Genomic DNA, 18320 nt, shown 5'->3' on the forward strand with positions numbered 1-18320 from the left:
CCGTTTCTCATTGGGTGGGGTGGCTAATGGGACTCGAACCCACGACAACCAGAATCACAATCTGGGACTCTACCAACTGAGCTATAGCCACCACCGGAAGCCTATGATTATAGCCATCAATCCAGCCCCTTGGCAGAGGCCAGCGCCGAATTAATTTGCCTCGGCGGCGGAAGCTGCGGGCTCCGGGGCCTTGAGCTTGATGTCGACCTTGTAGCGGCGCTTCAGTGCCTCGTAGTAGGCCGCCGTCTCGGCGCTGGCCAAGGCCCGGGCCACGGCGGGCTGGGCGCTGGCAACATCGGCGTCGCCTGCAATGCGCGGCAAGCTCTTGAGCACCTTCAGCACCGCGAAACCCTGGGCGCCCAGGTCCACGCCCACAACGGCCGGTGCCTTGCTCAGGTCAGCCGCCAGCGCTGCGTCCACCACCTGGCGCGGCAGGCCCTGGGCCTTGGCGCGCGACACGGTCACGGCTTGCGGCAAGGCCTCGGCCGGGTTCTGCTTCAACGCGGCCACGCGGGCTTCGCCTTCCTTGCGGGCCGCCGCGGCGGCCTGCTCGGCCTGCACCTGCTTCAGCACGTCGTCATGCACCTCCGCCAAGGGGCGCAGGTGCTCGGGCTGGTACTCGGTGACGCGGGCCGCGACCATCTGGCTGGGGCCGGTTTCAATCGCCTGGGTGTTGCGCTTGTTCTTCAGCACTTCGTTGCCGAACACCGCATCCAGCAGCTTGGCCGAGGCCAGCGGACCAGCGGCATTCGGCACCGGCTGGCGCTGGACCGAGGCACTGAGCTTGGTCAGCTTGAGCTTGTCGACGACAGGCTGCAGCGAGTCGCTCTGGTCCTCGACGGTGTTGGAGAACTCTTCGGCTGCGGCCGCATAGTTCTTCTGCGCCGCCTGCTTGCTCACCTCGTCCACGATCTCGGCGCGCACGCTGTCGAAAGGCTTGACCTGCCCACCGCGCACATCGGTCAGCTTGATGATGTGAAAGCCGTAGTCGGACTCGACCACCTTGCTCAGTTCGTCCTTCTTCATCGCGAAGGCGGCATCTTCAAACGGCTTGGTCATCGCGCCACGGCCGAAGAAGTCCAGGTCGCCGCCCTTCTCTGCAGAGCCGGGGTCGGCCGAGTTCTTCTTGGCCAGTTCGGCAAAACGCTCCGGCTGCTTGCTCAGCTCAGCCAGCAGGCCCTCGGCTTTTTCCTTGGCCTTGGCGCGCTCGGCGGCCGGCGCATCCTTGGCAGCCGCGATCAGGATGTGGCTGGCGCGGCGCTCTTCCGGTGCGGTGTAGCGCAAGGCCTTGTTCTGCTCATAGTAGGTCTTCAGGTCTTCCTCGCTGACCTGGACCTGCTTCTGCAGTTGCGCCAGGTCCAGCACCACATACTCGATCTTGGCGACCTCCGGCGAATGGAACTGGCTGCCATGCGCCTTGTAGAAGGCCTCGATCTCGGCGTCGGTGGGTTTGACCTTGTCCATGTAGGCGCCGGCCTCGAAGCGCTGCAACTGCACCTCGCGCTGGTCCAGCAAGGCGTTCACATTGGCGCTCAGCAAGGCCTTGCCGGTAACGGCAGACTCGTTCACGCCGGCCAGCACCTGGCGCATCGCATATTGCTGGCGCACACGTTCCTGGAACTGGGTCGCGGTCATGCCTTGCGCCGCGAGGAATTCCTTGTTCAGGGAACCGTCGGGCTTGCGCAGCATCGCGAACTGCGGGTCTGCCACGAACAACTGCTGCAGCCGCAGGTCGGAAACCCCCAGGTTCTGCTTGGCGACTGCCGTCTCCATGACGCGCTCGCGCACCAACTCGTCCAGCGTCTGGCGCTTCATCTCGGGCGTGTCGAACAACTTCACGTCGATGTTGGGCATGCGCTCGCGCATCTGCTCGATCTGCTGGCGGTGCGCGGCATCGAGCTCGCTCTGCTTGATGGCACGGCCGTCCACCTTGGCCACCGTGGCGGCGGCGTCGCTGGTGAAGCTGGAGTAGCCCTGCAGTCCGAAGAAGACGAAGGACGGAAAAATCAGCAACACCAGCAGGCCTTGCAGCAGGCGGTTGTGCGAACGGACGAAATCGAACATGTGACTTGTGCCTTGGTGGAATACGGCGCTCGCCGGAAACAACAAAGGCGAACCGTTGAGTTCGCCTTTTGTTCCTGGCTGCGCACGTCGCGCGGGATTCTAATCAATGCCCGGCGGGGCGCTGCGGTGGTGGGTGCTGAGGGGCTCGAACCCCCGACCTACGCCGTGTAAAGGCGCCGCTCTACCAACTGAGCTAAGCACCCGCAGCTTCAACAAATTCTTCAGTTCAACGCGTCTTTCAGGCCCTTGCCTGGACGGAACTTCGGCACCTTGGCCGCCTTGATCTTGATTGGCTCACTCGTACGCGGATTGCGGCCGGTGCGGGCAGCGCGCTTTGTCACCGCGAAGGTGCCAAACCCAACGATCGACACGCTGCCACCTTTTTTCAAGGTGGTCTTCACCCCACCGATCATCGCCTCCAGCGCGCGCGTGGCGGCTGCCTTGGAGATGTCGGCCTGCAGGGCGATGTGCTCGATCATTTCAGACTTGTTCACGAAAGTACCCCCTCTCTCAATGGTGCAGCAACGACGCCGGACAACAATCGGTTTCATGCTGCCCCACCGGCTCAGCGGCTGGGCTGCAGGCGCCGTGCTTGCGCTGCTCCTGTCACCAGTGCTTCCGCTGCCAAGACAGGCCAGAACCTGACCAGACCCGGTTGCTGCAGGCCATGCAGACCAGAGAAGAAAGGGGCGAGACGAGAGAGAAAAAGCCTTGGGGAAAAACCGCTGTCCGGGCAAAAAATCATTACAGCGTCCACCCGTGGCGGTGTCAAGCGCGGATGCGGATTCTATGCGTAAACACCCGTTCTCCAGAGGACGATGCCAGCCGGCCTTCGTCAAGCCTTCAGGGCTGCCGCACGACCAGCGCCACGCCCAGCGCCGTCAGCACCATGCCGGCCAGCATGTCGGCACTCAGCGGCTCGCCAAACAGCAGCGCGGCCATCAAGGCCGTGCAAGGCGGCACCAGGTACATCAGGCTGGTGACCTGCGTCGCCGCACCGCGCTGTATCAGCAGGTAGAGCAAGGAACTGCCGCCCAGCGTCAGCACGCCAACCGACCAGGCCATGGACGCCACCAACGGCCAGCCCCAGTCCATGACCTCGGGCTCCAGCAGCGCCAGCGGCAAGGTGACGAGGAAAGCAGCGCCCATCTGCACCAGTCCCGCGCTGCGCACGTCGCAAGCCGCCACATGGGCTTTTTGATACAAGGTGCCCACGGTGATGCCGGCCAGCGCCAGCAGCGCGAGCGCCAGGTTGGCCGCGTGCAGTTCACCGGCGCCCAGCTTGTGGCGTACCACCAGGAACAGCCCCAGCAGCCCCAAGCCCAGGCCCAGCCATTGCCTGCGCGCAGCACCTGGGCTTCGCGCCGGCCCCGCAGCGCTGCGCGAGGCCAGCCACAGCGCCGTCAACACCGGCTGCAGGCCGACCAGCAGCGCAATCGTGCCAGCGCCCATGCCCAGCTTGACGGCCGACCAGACGCCGCCGAGGTAGCCCGCCTGCATCAGCAAGCCGGTCACCGCCAGGTGACCCCACTGCGCCCGCCCCTGCGGCCAGTTGGCACCCGAAACGCTGACCCAGATGCCAAAGGCCAGCACCGACAAGGCGTAGCGCCAGGCCAGGAAGCTCAGCGGCGGCGAGTGCGGCATGCCAAAGCGCGCGACGATGAAGCCGGTGCTCCAGATCAGCACGAAGACCCAGGGCATCGCCGCAATCAGGCGAGTGTTCGCAGAAGGTGCGGGAGAGGGCGTGAGGCGCATGCGGAAAGAGCGCCAACGCTGGCGCCCTGCAGGCTCAACGGGCCTTGGCCCGGATCTCCGGCAATGCCTTCTGCAGGTAGTACACCATGGACCAGATCGTCAGCACACAGGCCACCAGGATCAGCACCGTGCCCCAGATGCGCGTGGGCAGCAGGCCGAAGAGTTCGCCGTCATAGAGCAGGAACGGGATGGCGATCATCTGCACCGTCGTCTTCAGCTTGCCCAGCATGTGCACCGCGACGCTGCGCGAAGCGCCAATCTGCGCCATCCACTCGCGCAAGGCAGAAATGGCGATCTCGCGGCCGATGATGACCAGTGCGATCAGCGCATGCACGCGGCCGAGTTCGACCAGCACCAGCAAGGCCGCGCAGACCAGGAACTTGTCGGCCACTGGATCCAGGAAGGCGCCAAACGACGAACTCTGGTTCAGCCTGCGCGCCAGGTAGCCGTCCAGCCAGTCGGTCAGCGCGCACACGATGAACATCACCGTGGCCAGCAGGTTGCGCGTGGGCGCCTCCCACGGCAGGTAGAACACACCGACGATCAGCGGAATGGCCACGATGCGGGCCCATGTCAACAACGTCGGTATCGTGAAAAACATCTGTCGATTCTGCCTGCATTTGGTGCCTGCCGCGGGCGACACACCTCAATCTCGGGATGTCACTGATCCAGCGTGCGCGGCTTGAACTGGCGGTCTTCGTTGAACAGGAAGACTTCGGTGAACTTCCATGGCTTGGGCAGCTTGTGCACGTCGCCATAGGGTGCTGCCTTGTACACCGCATCCATCGCGATCTTCACCGTGTCCCTGGCCTGGCTGGGCTGGCGCAGGACATTGATGTGGACCACCTGGCCATCGGCCTTCAACTCGATCTCCAACACCGGAATGGCCAGCAAGGGTTCGGGCACCGCCCCGTGGTAGATGCGCTCCGGGTTGGCTTCGACCAGCCTGCGCGCGGCCCGCTCGCGGTATTCGTCCCAGTTCCGGGCTGGCGGCAGCGGCACGGAGGGCGAAGCGTTGCCCGCCACCGGCGCGTCCACCGCCTTGCCGCTCCTGGTGGCCTCGGCTGCCTCGGTGCTGGGCACAGGGGCGGGCAGTAGCGTGGTGCAACCGGTCAGCACGCCTGGCAAGCTGGTGACCAGGCCGGCCATCATCGTGACGCTGATGGTGGTGGCCCAGCCGCCGCGCCACGCGCCGGGACTGATGCGCCAGGCCCCGGGATCGGCAACATCGGCCGTGTCGCCAGGCATCTCGTCGTCGTCTTGCGGCTCAATGCAATGCACGGTAGATCTCCTCCGCCAAATCCCTCGAAATGCCTTCGACCGTGACCAGATCGTCGACGCCGGCCTGGGCCACGCCGCGCACCCCGCCAAAGCGCTGCAGCAGCTTCGCACGCTTTTTCGGCCCCACGCCTGGAATGTCTTCCAGCTTGCTGCCGCCGGTCCGAACGCTGGCACGCTTGGCCCGCATGCCGGTGATGGCGAAGCGGTGCGCCTCGTCGCGGATCTGCGCCACCAGCATCAGCGCAGCCGAGTCCGGCGCCAGCGTCAGCTTCTCGCGCCCGTCGGCAAACACCAGCTCTTCCAGCCCAACCTTGCGGCCCTCGCCTTTTTCCACGCCAGCGATCAGCGACAGGTCCAGCCCCAGCGACTGGAAGACCTCGCGTGCCATCGCCACCTGGCCGCGGCCACCGTCCACCAGCACCAGGTCCGGCAGCCGCGTCTTGGCGTCCGGCGGCAGCGGGCCTTCGGCCACCAGCGCGGCCAGCTTCTCGTAGCGGCGCGTCAGCACCTGGCGCATTGCGGCGTAGTCGTCGCCGCCGGTGATGCCTTCGATGTTGAAGCGTCGGTAAAGGCTGTTCTGCATCTTGTGGTCCTCGTAGACCACGCAGGAGGCCTGCGTGGCCTCGCCGGCCGTGTGGCTGATGTCGAAACACTCGACCCGGAACAGCTCCAGGTTGTCGACCGCCAGGTCCAGCGCGTCGACCAGCGCCCGCGTGCGTTCGCGCTGCGAGCCCTCTTCGGCCAACAACCGCGCCAGCGCCAGTTCGCCGCCCTTGATCGCCATGTCCAGCCAGATGCGGCGCTGCTCGCGCGGCTGGTGCAGCGCATTGAGCTTGATGCCCGCCTGCGTGCTCAGCGCCTGCAGCAGCGTGCGCTGCACCGGGTGGCTGAGCACCAGCAACGGCGGCGGCGCGGTGCCCAGGTAGTGCTGCGCCATGAAGGCCTGCAGCACCTGTTGCTCGGCCGTCAGCAGCTCCAACGGCTCCACTGGCGCGCTACCTGCCTCGGTATCGTCCGCCGCCGCCTCGACGACTTCCGCCGTGGCCTCTTCGGCCGCCAGCGCAATGGCTTCTTCCACATGCGTCGGGAAAAACGCCCGATCGCCAAGATGGCGACCGCCGCGCACCATGGCCAGGTTCACGCAGGCCCGGCCGCCAGCCACCTTGACGGCCAGGATGTCAACGTCCTTGCCGGTGCTGGACAGGCTGCTTTCGTCGACCGATTGCTGGTGCTGCACCTTGGCCAGCGCGGCAATGCGATTGCGCAGCTCGGCCGCCTTTTCGAAGGCCAGCATCTCGGCGTAGGCCATCATCTGAGACTGCAACTCGTCCACCACCTGCTGCTGCTCGCCCAGCAGGAAACGCTCGGCGTCACGCACGTCGCGGGCGTAGTCCTCGTTCGAGACCAGGCCCACGCAAGGCCCGGAGCAGCGCCGGATCTGGTACAGCAAGCAGGGCCGAGAGCGGTTGTTGAAGACCGTGTCTTCGCAGGTGCGCAGCCGGAAGACCTTCTGGATCAGCTGGATGGTTTCCTTGACCGCCCAGGCGCTCGGGTAGGGGCCGAAATAGCGGTGCTTGCGGTCCACCGCGCCGCGGTAATACGCGACACGCGGGAAACGCTGGGCCTGCGGCACCAGCCCGCCGTCCGGCCCGCGGGCGCCGGTGATCTTCAGGTACGGGTAGCTCTTGTCGTCCCGGAACAAGATGTTGAACTTCGGGTTCAACGCCTTGATCAGGTTGTTTTCCAGCAGCAGCGCCTCGGCCTCGCTGCGCACCACCGTGGTCTCCATGCGCACGATGCGCGAGACCATCACGCCAATGCGCGTGCCGCCGTGGTCCTTCTGGAAATACGAGGACACGCGGCGCTTCAGGTCGCGTGCCTTGCCCACATACAGCACGCCGCCGTGGGCGTCGAAATAGCGGTACACGCCGGGCAAGCCAGGCAGCGCCGCCACTTCGAGCAGCAAGCGGGCGCGCTGCTCGGCTGCATCGACGGGAGATGGCGGCGCTGGCAGCGCGACTGGTGGCAGATCGGCTGCGCCTGGAACGGAAGGGTCGGAATCCTGGGACGTCATGGGTGGCGAAGGCTAGGCTGCGCATTGTGCCGTTCACTGCGTGGTGGACCTGGCAGGCCCTGCCGATAATGCGCCGCATGCCGCGATGGGATTGGGACCTGCTCTGCCGCGTGATCGACAACCATGGCGACCTGGGGGTGTGCTGGCGGCTGGCGCGCGACCTGGTCGCCCGCGGCCACCACGTGCGGCTGTGGCTGGACGACGAACGCGCACTGCGCTGGATGGCACCCGACGGTCCGCCGCCCGGCTTGCAGGTCCTGCCCTGGCCGACGGGTGAGCACCTTCCGGCACTGTTCGACGGCTCGCCGGGCGATGTCGTCGTCGAAGCCTTCGGCTGCGACCCGCCGCCTGCCTTGAAAGACCGCATCGCCCAGGCCGCGGCCGCTGGCCGGGCGCCCGTCTGGATCAACCTCGAATACCTCAGCGCCGAAGCCTACGTCGAGCGCTCGCATCGCCTGCGCTCGCCGCAGCGCCTCGCCGATGACCTGTGGCTGGACAAATGGTTTTTCTACCCGGGCTTCACCGCGGCAACCGGTGGGCTGCTGCGTGAACCCGGCCTGGACGCCGAGCAGGCAAGATTCGACGCCGCAACCTGGCTGGCCGCACACGGCATTGCGCCGCGACCGGATGAGCGCCTGGTCAGCCTGTTCTGCTACGAGAACCCGCAACTGCAGCCCCTGCTCACCCGCCTGACCGAACAGCCCACGCTGCTGCTGACGGCGCCCGGCCCGGCGACCGAAGGCTGCGATGGCCTGGCGCTGCCGGCCAACCTGCGCTGGCAGCCCCTGCCCTGGCTCAGCCAGCCCGAATATGACCGGCTGCTGTGGGCCTGCGACCTGAACCTGGTGCGCGGCGAAGATTCCTTTGTGCGCGCGCAGTGGGCTGGCCGGCCCTTTCTGTGGCAGATCTACCCGCAGGACGATGGCGTGCATGCCGGCAAGCTGGCCGCCTTCCTGGAACAGCACCTGGCTGCTACACCGGAAGCACTGGCCACCCAGGTGCGGCAGGCCATGTGGGCCTGGAACGGCCTGGCGCCGGCAGGGCCTTTTCCGGCCCTGCCAGCGCTGCCCGACTGGCAGGCGGCAGCACTGCATTGGCGTGCACATTTGTTCGGCCAGCCCCCTCTTGTCGAGCAGCTGCTCGATTTCGTCGCTGGAAAGCGTTAAAATTCAAGGCTTTGCGGAAATCAGCCCGGCGGCCTGGATTTCCGACAACCCTAACTCTCACGCGGCGCCGCAGGCCCTGCGATGTCCTGTGGATCGGGAATGGCTGGCAAGCTTCAGACGCTTCAGCACCCCGGCTTTGCAGGCATGGCGCGCACCCGATGCATTTGGGTGCCCTGTGCAGCGTGGCGCCGCCCTTACTGGAATATCACCATGAAACTCGCTCAGGAAATCCGCGCCGGCAACGTCATCATGCAGGGCAAGGACCCGATGGTCGTGCTCAAGACCGAATACAGCCGCGGCGGCCGCGGTGCTGCCACCGTGCGCATCAAGATGAAGAGCCTGCTCAGCGGCTTCGGCGCTGAAACCGTCTTCAAGGCCGACGACAAGATGGACCAGATCGTCCTCGACAAGAAGGACTGCACCTACTCCTACTTCGCCGAGCCGATGTACGTTTTCATGGACGACGAGTACAACCAGTTCGAAGTCGAAGCCGAGAACATGGGCGACGCGATCTCGTACCTGGAAGACGGCATGACCGTCGAAGTGGTGTTCTACGACGGCAAGGCCATCTCGGTCGAAATGCCCACCAGCGTGGTGCGCGAGATCGAAACCGAGCCGGCCGTCAAGGGCGACACTTCGGGCAAGGTCATGAAGCCGGCCAAGATCGTCGGCACCGGTTTCGAGATCGCCGTGCCGCTGTTCGTGGAAAACGGCGACAAGATCGAAATCGACACCCGCACCCACGAATACCGCAAGCGCGTCTGATCCTTTTTCGGATTCAACGGCATCATCAGGGCACCTTCGGGTGCCCTTTGTCTTGGTGCCCCCGCTTCTAGCCTTCTCGCTGTCACCCATGAACGCTGCGAACCGCGCGAGTTGCACCCTGTGCCTGATCGCGAAAAACGAAGGGCGCTACCTGCTCGAATGGGTGGCCTATCACCGGCTGCTGGGCTTTGACCGGATCGTCATCTACGACAACGACAGCGACGACGACACCGCAGCCCTGCTCGCACCGCTGCAGCAGCACGGCCTGCTGGAAAGGCGCCAGTGGTCGCTGGGTGCCACTGAATCGCCGCAGACCACCGCCTATGCCGACGCGCTGTCCCGGTCCGAAACCGACTGGATGCTGTTCATCGATGCCGATGAGTTCCTGGTGCTGCATCAGCACGAAACGGTGGCTGAATTCCTTGCCGATCACCATGCCGATCCGGGCATAGGCGTGGTCGTCGTCAACTGGCGGCTGTTCGGTGACAACGGTCTCGCGACCTACGACCCCCGCCCGGTGACCGAACGCTTCCAGATGGCCGCGGCCGACGATTTCCCGGTCCAGCACCATGTGAAAAGCTTTGTGCGCGTGGCGGCCGCGCTGCCGCCCGCGCAGATCCACCTGTGGCGCACGCAAGGCCGGGTGGTGCATGCCTCCGGGCTGCCAATGGAGACGATGGAGATGCCGGGGCGCTCGCGGCGCATCGAATTTTCGGTGGCCCAGCTGAACCACTACTACGGCAAGACGCTGGAGGAATACCAGCACAAGGCCGCGCGCGGCCGCGGCGGCATCGGCCAGAACAAGCCGGAGATCAAGTACCACTACGCCGAAAACAAGTTCCGCGCGCACAACCAGAACCACCAGCGCGAGCTGAGCCTGCAACGCCGCCAGCCCTTGCTGCAACAGGAGATCGCGCGTCTGGCACAGCTGGTGCAGGCAGGCACTGACAAAACGCCGCAGACCTGAGCCACCTAACCGCCGAGCCGGATCCCCGCGATCATGCCGGCGCCTTCTCGGGTGCTTTTTCTTGTCCATCCCGTTGCCCATGGCCTTCGATTTCGACCACGCCGTCACCGCCCCGTTTCGCATGCAACCCGGCCTGCGCCGCCTGGCGCCCGGCGCGCGGCAGTTCAGCCCCAACCGGCCCGGCACGCATCACCTGGCGGCAAAGCTGCGCGTGCTGAGCAGCACGCCGTTGGCAGCATTGATGCAGATCGAGGGCTTCGATTCCGGCCCGGCGCTGGCAGCCGTGGTGGCGCAGCTCGCCGCGGAGCATCCGGACGCGTTCACGGCGCTGCCAGACGGTGGACTTCAGGCGCGCTGGCTGGGTGTGGCGGTGAATGGCCAGGGGGATTTGCTGCCGCCGACAGACACGTCGTCGCCTGAAGTCCACCCGTGCCTGCAAGCCTTGTCTGCTGAATGGCGCCTGGCCGGGCTGCTTGCACTGGCACTGGAAGAAGACCTGGCCATCGTCGACGGCAGCCGCGCCGCCCTGCCCTGGCTGGCCGTGGCCCTGCCTTCGCACTGGGCGCCGGCCGACAAGCTGGGCCGGCACTTCGCCGAGGTGCATGCGCCGGTGGCTGACAACCGGGTGCTGGTGGCCGCCGGCGAGCACCTGCTGCGCATGGTCTGCGGTCCGGAGCGTTGGGAGCGTTTCGTCTGGAACATCACGCCGCACGCCCTGCTGGACCAGCACCCCGGCCGCCTGGCTGCAGCGCAGGCCACAGGCGAGACACCCATCGGCTGGCCCGAGCACGCAGATGCAGACCAACTCGCCGCCTTGGCCTGGTTCCGCACCGAACGCCAGACCTTCCTGCCACTGCCCGACTTGCAGCAAGCCGTGTTCACCATCCACGTGCAGACCCAGCCGCTCTGCGAAGCGGTGGCCGATCCCCGCAAGGCCGCGCTGCTGCGCGCTGCCATCGCGACCATGAGCCCTGCCGTGCTGGCCTACCGCGGGCTGGCGAGTGCCCAGGCCCGCCTGCTGGCCTTCTGCGACAAGCAAGCTGCTGAGCCGTGAAGACCGAGCCACTGCAGCAGGCGCACATCGTCTTCAACGACCCTGCACACCCGGGCCAGGCCTACGCGCCCGACTTCGGCGACGCCTACCATGCGCGCCTTGGCGCCTGGCAGCAGGCGCGCCATGTCTTCCTGGCCGGCAACGACCTGCCGGCGCGCTGGCAGGGCCGCACGCGCTTCGTGATCCTGGAAACCGGCTTCGGCCTGGGCAACAACTTCCTCGCCACCTGGGCCGCGTGGCGCGAAGATCCGGCGCGCTGCGACCAGTTGGTCTTCCTCTCGGTCGAGAAACACCCGGCCCGGCGCGAAGACCTGGCCCAGGCGCACGCCGCCTGCCCGCAGCCCGCACTGGCCGCCGAACTGCTGGCCCAATGGCCACCCGCCACGCCGGACATGCACACGCTGAGCTTCGAGCAAGGCCGGGTGCAACTGCTGCTGGCCCTGGGCGACGTGGTGACCTGGATGTCCGAATGGGTGGCGCTGGTCGATGCGTTCTACCTCGACGGCTTTTCGCCCGCCAACAACCCCGCGATGTGGGAGCCGGCGCTGTGGCGTCAGTGCAGCCGCCTGGGCACGGCCGACACCACGCTCGCCACCTGGACCTGGGCTCGCCCGGTTCGCGACGGCCTGTCCGCCGCCGGCTTCGTGCCGGAACGGCGCCCCGGTTTCGGCACCAAGCGCGACATGCTGAGCGCGCGCCGTCGCCCACTGCCAGATGCGCCTGCGCGCCTGCTCGCACCACCGCCTGGCCGCCGCGGCGCCGCGCTGCCCCCGCGCAGCGCGCGGCCCGCCCAGGCGCTGGTCATCGGCGCCGGCCTGGCCGGTGCTTCGGCTGCAGCGGCGCTGGCACGTCAAGGCCTGCAGGTGACCGTGCTGGAGCGCCAGCCCGCACCCGCCAGCGAAACCTCGGGCAACGCAGCCGGGCTGTTCCACGGTGTGCTGCATCCGCAGGACGGCGCGCACGCGCAGTTGCTGCGGGCCGCCGCGCTGCGTGCTGCCCAAGTGCTGGCACCGCTGCTCGCCAGTAGCCAGTTGCCAGGCCGGGCAGACGGCCTGGTGCGCACCGGCAGCACCGAGCAAGACCTGCCCGCGATGCTGGCCATGGCCGAGCACCAGGGCCTGCCTGCGGCGTATGTGCAGGCGCTGTCGATCGCGCAGGCATCAGCGTTGGCACAAGTGGACTTGCCCGGGCCAGGCTGGTGGTATCCCGGCGGCGGCTGGGTAGCCCCGGCCGCACTGGTGCGGCACTGGCTGGCCACGCCTGGCGTGACGCTGCGCACCGGCCAGGCCGTTGCCAGGCTCGGCCGGCAGGATGCCCGCTGGCGCGCGCAGGACATGCAAGGCCAGAGCCTGGCCGAGGCCGATGTGGTGGTGCTGGCTGGCGCGGCAGATGCGCTGCCATTGCTGGCGCCGTGGACCGATCACACGAGCTGGACCTTGAACCGCCGCCGCGGCCAGGTCACGCAGCTGGATCGCCGGCAGGCCGCCGCGCTGGGCCTTGCAGCGCCAGCCCATCCGGTGGCCAGCGGTGCGTATTTGCTGGACCTCGGGCCGGCCGGACTGCTGTGCGGTGCAACCAACCAGCTGAGCGACGAGACCGACCATGACGCCTCGCCGCGTGAGGCAGATCATCTGGCGAACCTGGCCCAGCTGGACCGACTTTTGGGCCGCGAAGCGTCGGACACGGAAGTGGCCATGCGCGAACAGATGGCGCCGACGCTGGGAGGTCGCGTGGGTTGGCGGCTGACTGCGGATGACCGCATGCCTGTGATCGGTCCGGTGCCGCTGCCAGCCGAACTGCTCGTCGGCCATCGCCGGCTGGAGCAGCCCCGGCAGGTGCCCCGGGTGCCGGGGCTCTACCTGCTGACCGCGCTGGGTTCGCGCGGCATCACCTTGTCGCCGCTGCTGGGCGAGGTGCTGGCTGCGTGGATCACCGGCGCACCGGTGCCGCTGTCGTCCAGCCTGCTGGATGCGATCGACCCGGCGCGCTTCGTGGCGCGGGCCGCAAGGCGCGGCAGCTGAAGGCAGAGCGAGTAGTCGCCCTGCCTGGATGTTCAGGCGGCGGGTGAGCCACCTTCCGCGGCGGGTGCGCCGCCTTCTGCGGGTCCACCCTCGGCGCCGGCCTCCGCCTCGCCGTCTTCAGGTTCCGGCGGCAGGCCCAGGGCCTTGCGCTGGGCTTTCTCTTCCTTCTTGCGCTTCTTCGCAAGTTCACGTTGGCGCTTTTCGTAGGAATAGTTCGGAGTGGCCATCAGTGAATCCTTTGATCTGAGAAAAACGCCCGCACGGTGGGATCGTGCGAACGGTGTCGGCCCGACGATACACCCACGGCCTGAAAACGCCGGAATGCACGGGCCCTGCAAGCCCGGGTTTGCTGGGCCGAAGACGTTCAGAACTGCAGCGTGCGCACACCTTCTGGCGTGCCCAGCAGGCAGACTGCGGCCTTGTGGCGCGCGAAGATGCCCACGGTCACGACGCCCGGCCACAGCGTGGCCTCGGCTTCCATCGCCAGCGGCTCGCGGATCTGCAGGCCGCGCACGTCCAGGATCAGGTTGCCGTTGTCGGTCAACACACCTTCGCGCACCGTCGCCTGCCCGCCGTAGGCCTTGGCAAAGCGGCGAGCGACCTGGGCGGCGGCCATCGGAATGACCTCGACCGGCAGAGGGAAGCGTCCCAGCACGTCAACCAGCTTGGATGCGTCGGCTATGCAGATGAAGCGCTCGGCCAGGTCGGCCACGATCTTCTCGCGCGTCAGCGCCGCACCGCCACCCTTGATCATGTTGCCTTGCGGGTCGATTTCGTCCGCACCGTCGATGTAGACCGGCAGCGATTCGACCTCGCTGGCTTCCAGCACCGGGATGCCATGCGCCAGCAGCCGCTCGGTGCTCTTGACCGAGCTGGACACCGCGCCGCGGATCTGGTCCTTCATCGTCGCCAGCGCGTCGATGAAACAGTTCACGGTGGAGCCGGTGCCCACCCCAACGATGCTGCCAGGCACCACATAGGCCAAAGCGGCCTGGCCAACCAGGGCCTTCAATTCGTCTTGCGTCATGGGCGCGATTATCGCCGCCACCTCCAGGCAAGCCCCGAGGCGCGAGGAACCGCAGGGCCGCCCCAAGGTTCCTTGACCCCCACGGGGGGCGGGCTGGGCGCAGCCCGGCCCTGGGGGCGCCAAGAACACCCCGTCTGAGACAATCGCGGCCCCGTTCACCGCATTGCCCGCCCTCGTCCATGGCCCTGATTCCCTACGCCCTGACCCGCCCGTTCCTGTTCGGCCTGGATCCGGAGTGCGCCCACGAACTGACGCTGGACAGCATTGCCAGGCTGCAGCACACCCCCGCGCGGCTGGCCTGGTCACAGCGTAGAGTGGCGGACCCGGTGACGGTTGCCGGGCTGCGCTTCCCGAACCGGCTGGGCCTGGCCGCAGGGCTGGACAAGAACGGCCGCTGCATAGACGGGTTTGGCGCAATGGGCTTCGGCTTCATCGAGGTCGGAACGGTCACGCCCAAGGCGCAGCCGGGCAACCCCAGGCCGCGCATTTTCCGTCTGCCCGAGCAGCAGGCGCTGATCAATCGCCTAGGCTTCAACAACGACGGCCTGGACGCCTTCATCGCCAACGTGCGCCGCGCCCACAGCTTCCGCGCCGGCGGTGGCGTGCTGGGCCTGAACATCGGCAAGAACGCCAGCACGCCGATCGAGAACGCGGTGGACGACTACCTGATCGGCCTGGCCGGCGTGTACCCGCATGCCGACTACGTCACCGTCAACATCTCCAGCCCCAACACCAAGAACCTGCGTGCGCTGCAGAGCGACGAAGCGCTGGACGGCCTGCTAGGCGCGCTGGTGGCGCGCCAGGCCGAACTGGCCACGCAGCATGGCCGGCGCGTGCCGGTGTTCCTGAAGATCGCGCCGGACCTGGACGAAACGCAGATCCGCGTGATTGCCGCGACGCTGAAGAAGCACGGCATGGACGGCGTGATCGCCACCAACACCACACTGAGCCGCGACGCCGTCAAGGGCCTGCGCCACGCCGAGGAAACCGGTGGCCTTTCGGGTAAGCCGGTGCGCGAGATGAGCAACCAGGTGATCCGCGCGCTGCGCAGCGAACTCGGCGCCGGCTTCCCCATCATCGGCGCCGGCGGCGTGATGAGTGGCGAGGACGCCCGCGCCAAGCTGGCGGCCGGCGCCGACCTGGTGCAGGTCTACACCGGCTTCATCTACGCCGGCCCGCCGCTGGTGACCGAGGCGGCCAGCGCGATGGCCCACGGCTGAACGCGGCCGTCAGCTGGGCCAGCGCCGGGCCGCTCCCAAGCGGCCCCGCCACCCGCTCGGCGGGTGGCTTCGGGTACTCACGAAGCCGGGTGCCTCAGACCGCGAGGAGGTGGGTGCGGTAGTGGATGAGTTCGTCGATGGACTCGTTGATGTCCGCCAGTGCGGTGTGCGCCTGGGCCTTCTTGAAGCCTTCCATCGCCGCCGGCTTCCAGCGCCGCGCCAGTTCCTTCAAGGTGCTGACATCCAGGTTGCGGTAGTGGAAAAAGGCTTCCAGGCCGCGCATGTAGTTGGCGAGGAACCGCCGGTCCTGGCAGATCGAGTTGCCGCACATCGGGCTCTTGCCGGCCGGCACATAGGCGGCGAGGAACTCGATCACACGCGCTTCAGCCTCGGCTTCGCTGATGGTCGAAGCCTTGACGCGATCAATCAGCCCGCTGCGGCCATGCGTGCCCTTGTTCCAGGCGTCCATGCCATCCAGCACCGCGTCGCTCTGATGGACTGCGAAGACCGGGCCTTCGATGCGCACGGTGAGTTGCGGATCGGTCACGACAACCGCGATCTCGATGATGCGGTCCGACTCAGGCTTCAGGCCCGTCATTTCCAGGTCGATCCAGATCAGGTTCTGGTCGTTCTTGCTCAGCGTGTCGGTGCTCATGGGATTCCTTGATACGGGGCGGCTGCCATTGTCCGACAACATACACTTCGCCCCCATGCAAGCCGCCGTCGTTTCCCTGGCCTTTTGTGCCGCCCTGCTCGCTTCGCTGGGCGTCAAGTTCTGGCTCGCCTCGCGCCAGATGCGCCATGTGCACCAGCACCGCGAAGCGGTGCCTGCGCCGTTCGACGCGGTGATCCCGTTGCCGGCGCACCAGAAGGCAGCCGACTACACCGTCGCCCGCAACCGCTTCAGCCTGCTGACCGAGGCCTTTGGCGCGCTCACGCTGCTGGGCTGGACGCTGCTGGGCGGGCTGGACCTGCTGAACGGCTTCCTGCGCGACTGGATCGCGCCGCACTGGGGGGGCATGGCCTACCAGTTGGCCTTGTTTGCCGGCTTCGGGCTGATCAGCGGTCTGCTGGACCTGCCCTTCGAGTGGTATCGCACCTTCCGCCTGGAGCAGCGCTTCGGCTTCAACCGCATCACGCCGGGGCTGTTCCTGGCCGACATGCTGAAGAGCACGCTGCTGGGCGCCGTGATCGGCCTGCCGCTGCTGGCTACCGTGCTGTGGGTGATGGCCGCCACCGGGACTTGGTGGTGGCTGTGGGCCTGGGGGCTGATGGTGGGCTTCATGCTGCTGATGCAGGTGCTGTACCCGACCGTCATCGCCCCGATCTTCAACAAATTCAAGCCACTGGCCGACAACGAGCTGGCCGAGCGCGTGCAGGCGCTGATGCAGCGCTGCGGATTCCAGTCGCGCGGCCTGTTCGTGATGGACGGCAGCCGCCGCTCGGCGCATGGCAACGCGTATTTCGCCGGCATGGGCCGCGCCAAGCGGGTGGTCTTCTTCGACACGCTGCTGGAGCGCCTGCAGCCGGCCGAGGTGGAAGCCGTGCTAGCCCATGAATTGGGCCATTTCCACCACCGCCATGTGCGCAACCGCATGTGGACCGTGATCGCGATGAGCGGGCTGGGCATGGCCGCGCTGGGCTGGCTGGCTGGCCAGGCCGGTTTCTACCAAGGCCTGGGCGTCACACCCAATCTGGTCGATGTCCAGGCGGCTCCCAACAACGCGCTGGCGCTGCTACTGTTCATGCTGGCCACGCCGCCGCTGATGTTCTTCGTCGCCCCGCTGATGGCGCATTCCTCGCGCAAGGACGAGTTCCAGGCCGATGCCTATGCCTGCCAACAGGCCAGCGGCCGCCAGCTGTCGTCCGCGCTGCTGAAGCTCTACGAGGACAACGCCTCGACGCTGACGCCAGACCCGATCTACGCCCGCTTCTACTACTCGCATCCACCCGCCTCCGAGCGCCTGGCTGCGCTGGCGCGCACATGAAGCCCGCAGGCAGCAAGGCCAAGGCGGCGGCGACCGGCGACACCGCGCTGGTGGTCGGCGCGCACGGGCGCCACGTGGTGATCGAAACCCCTTCGGGCGAGCGCATGCTGGCCCATGCACGCGGCAAAAAGTCCGCCTGTGTGGTGGGTGACCGGGTGCAGTGGCAGCCCGCAGGCGACGAAGCGGTGGTCGAAGCGCTGGTGCCGCGGCGCAACCTGCTGATGCGCCAGGACGAATGGCGCAGCAAGTCCTTCGCCGCCAACCTGGACCAGTTGCTGGTGGTGCTGTCGGGCGAGCCGATGTTCAGCGAATCGCAGCTCACGCGCGCGCTGATCGCCACCGAAGACGCCGGCATTTCCGCCACGCTGCTGCTCAACAAGATCGACCTGCCGACCGCAGCGCTGGCCCGCGAACGCCTGCTGCCGTACAAGGCCATGGGTTTCACGGTGCTGGAGACGGCGCTCACCACGCAGCCTGAAGCTTCCATCGCGCTGCTCACGCCGGCCCTGGCCGGCAAGACCACGCTGGTGCTGGGCGCCAGCGGCATGGGCAAGAGCACCTTGATCAACCTGATGTTGCCGCAGGCGCAGGCCCAGGTCGGCGAGATTTCGCAGGCGCTGAATGCCGGCCGCCACACGACGACGACGACGACCTGGTACTGGCTGGACGCAGACGACCGCACGAACGGCGGCGCGCTGCTCGATTCACCCGGTTTCCAGGAATTCGGCCTGATGCACATCACGCCCCAGCGCCTGCCTGAGCTGATGCCAGACCTGCGCAAGCACCTGGGCGAGTGCCGCTTCTACAACTGCACCCACCTGCACGAACCGGGCTGCGGCGTGCGCAATGCGGTGGAGCGCGGCGAGATCAGCCCGTCACGCTACCGGCTGTACGAGGGCCTGTGGGCCGAGTTGTCGGAAGGTCAGCAAAAGGGCTGA

17 protein-coding genes and 2 tRNA genes are annotated in these 18320 nt (G+C 67.1%); 8 read left to right on the top strand and 11 right to left on the bottom strand.

Going from position 1 to position 18320, the window contains the following annotated elements; all coding sequences use genetic code 11:
• Positions 1 to 15: 15 nt before the first annotated feature.
• From AC3WR5_RS11225 to AC3WR5_RS11260, 8 genes are all read right to left on the bottom strand, one after another.
• A tRNA-His gene (locus AC3WR5_RS11225) sits at positions 16 to 91 on the bottom strand.
• A gap of 59 nt (positions 92 to 150) precedes the next feature.
• Entirely contained in the window at positions 151 to 2064 is a 1914-nt protein-coding gene (locus AC3WR5_RS11230; protein WP_492484358.1) for a SurA N-terminal domain-containing protein, read from the bottom strand.
• A gap of 127 nt (positions 2065 to 2191) precedes the next feature.
• Positions 2192 to 2267, bottom strand: a tRNA-Val gene (locus AC3WR5_RS11235).
• Between the two features lie 18 nt (positions 2268 to 2285).
• Positions 2286 to 2558, bottom strand: a complete 273-nt coding sequence (locus AC3WR5_RS11240; RefSeq protein WP_141287698.1) for an HU family DNA-binding protein — start codon at positions 2556 to 2558, stop codon at positions 2286 to 2288.
• A 349-nt stretch (positions 2559 to 2907) separates the two neighbouring features.
• Positions 2908 to 3765 carry a DMT family transporter gene (locus AC3WR5_RS11245; RefSeq protein WP_231011352.1) on the bottom strand — a complete coding sequence of 286 codons (858 nt, stop codon included), beginning with the start codon at positions 3763 to 3765 and terminating at the stop codon, positions 2908 to 2910.
• Positions 3766 to 3853: 88 nt separating this feature from the next.
• On the bottom strand, positions 3854 to 4420 hold the full coding sequence (gene pgsA, locus AC3WR5_RS11250; RefSeq protein ID WP_141288119.1) for a CDP-diacylglycerol--glycerol-3-phosphate 3-phosphatidyltransferase: 567 nt from the start codon (positions 4418 to 4420) through the stop codon (positions 3854 to 3856).
• A 59-nt stretch (positions 4421 to 4479) separates the two neighbouring features.
• The gene (locus AC3WR5_RS11255; RefSeq protein WP_231011351.1) at positions 4480 to 5100 is read right to left on the bottom strand and encodes a hypothetical protein; all 621 of its coding nucleotides are present in this window, start codon (positions 5098 to 5100) and stop codon (positions 4480 to 4482) included.
• Positions 5087 to 7174: an excinuclease ABC subunit UvrC gene (locus tag AC3WR5_RS11260; RefSeq protein ID WP_492484362.1), complete on the bottom strand. Its 2088-nt coding sequence runs from the start codon at positions 7172 to 7174 to the stop codon at positions 5087 to 5089. The genes AC3WR5_RS11255 and AC3WR5_RS11260 overlap by 14 nt, the downstream gene beginning before the upstream one ends.
• A 77-nt stretch (positions 7175 to 7251) precedes the next feature.
• Here AC3WR5_RS11260 and earP point away from each other — a divergent pair, with 77 nt between their 5' ends.
• The 5 genes from earP to mnmC all read left to right on the top strand — a co-directional run bounded on the left by earP (position 7252) and on the right by mnmC (position 13147).
• Positions 7252 to 8340: an elongation factor P maturation arginine rhamnosyltransferase EarP gene (gene earP / locus AC3WR5_RS11265; protein ID WP_492484364.1), complete on the top strand. Its 1089-nt coding sequence runs from the start codon at positions 7252 to 7254 to the stop codon at positions 8338 to 8340.
• A gap of 210 nt (positions 8341 to 8550) precedes the next feature.
• Positions 8551 to 9105 (top strand): elongation factor P, encoded by a 555-nt coding sequence (gene efp / locus AC3WR5_RS11270; protein WP_141288116.1) that lies wholly within the window; start codon positions 8551 to 8553, stop codon positions 9103 to 9105.
• An 88-nt stretch (positions 9106 to 9193) separates the two neighbouring features.
• Entirely contained in the window at positions 9194 to 10072 is an 879-nt protein-coding gene (locus tag AC3WR5_RS11275) for a glycosyltransferase family 2 protein (protein ID WP_492484366.1), read from the top strand.
• Positions 10073 to 10151: 79 nt separating this feature from the next.
• Positions 10152 to 11126, top strand: a complete 975-nt coding sequence (locus AC3WR5_RS11280) for a heme-dependent oxidative N-demethylase subunit alpha family protein (protein WP_492484368.1) — start codon at positions 10152 to 10154, stop codon at positions 11124 to 11126.
• A complete protein-coding gene (gene mnmC, locus AC3WR5_RS11285; RefSeq protein WP_492484370.1) occupies positions 11123 to 13147 on the top strand; it encodes a bifunctional tRNA (5-methylaminomethyl-2-thiouridine)(34)-methyltransferase MnmC2/FAD-dependent 5-carboxymethylaminomethyl-2-thiouridine(34) oxidoreductase MnmC1 in 2025 nt (674 codons plus the stop codon). Before AC3WR5_RS11280 ends, mnmC begins: the two co-directional genes overlap by 4 nt.
• Before the next feature lie 32 nt (positions 13148 to 13179).
• Here the strand turns inward: mnmC and AC3WR5_RS11290 are convergent, their stop codons facing one another.
• Both AC3WR5_RS11290 and rpiA read right to left on the bottom strand, forming a co-directional pair.
• Complete coding sequence (locus tag AC3WR5_RS11290) at positions 13180 to 13374, bottom strand: hypothetical protein (protein WP_141290799.1); 195 nt, start codon at positions 13372 to 13374, stop codon at positions 13180 to 13182.
• Between the two features lie 137 nt (positions 13375 to 13511).
• The gene (gene rpiA, locus AC3WR5_RS11295; RefSeq protein WP_141290797.1) at positions 13512 to 14174 is read right to left on the bottom strand and encodes a ribose-5-phosphate isomerase RpiA; all 663 of its coding nucleotides are present in this window, start codon (positions 14172 to 14174) and stop codon (positions 13512 to 13514) included.
• A gap of 179 nt (positions 14175 to 14353) precedes the next feature.
• Here rpiA and AC3WR5_RS11300 point away from each other — a divergent pair, with 179 nt between their 5' ends.
• Positions 14354 to 15394, top strand: a complete 1041-nt coding sequence (locus tag AC3WR5_RS11300; RefSeq protein WP_492484373.1) for a quinone-dependent dihydroorotate dehydrogenase — start codon at positions 14354 to 14356, stop codon at positions 15392 to 15394.
• A gap of 94 nt (positions 15395 to 15488) precedes the next feature.
• Here AC3WR5_RS11300 and orn read toward each other — a convergent pair whose 3' ends face one another.
• The gene (orn, locus tag AC3WR5_RS11305; protein WP_141287525.1) at positions 15489 to 16049 is read right to left on the bottom strand and encodes an oligoribonuclease; all 561 of its coding nucleotides are present in this window, start codon (positions 16047 to 16049) and stop codon (positions 15489 to 15491) included.
• A 55-nt stretch (positions 16050 to 16104) separates the two neighbouring features.
• Here orn and AC3WR5_RS11310 point away from each other — a divergent pair, with 55 nt between their 5' ends.
• Positions 16105 to 17382, top strand: a complete 1278-nt coding sequence (locus tag AC3WR5_RS11310) for a M48 family metallopeptidase (RefSeq protein ID WP_492484375.1) — start codon at positions 16105 to 16107, stop codon at positions 17380 to 17382.
• A complete protein-coding gene (rsgA, locus tag AC3WR5_RS11315; RefSeq protein ID WP_492484377.1) occupies positions 17379 to 18320 on the top strand; it encodes a ribosome small subunit-dependent GTPase A in 942 nt (313 codons plus the stop codon). The genes AC3WR5_RS11310 and rsgA overlap by 4 nt, the downstream gene beginning before the upstream one ends.

The organism is Ideonella sp. FW305-24 (assembly GCF_058788035.1).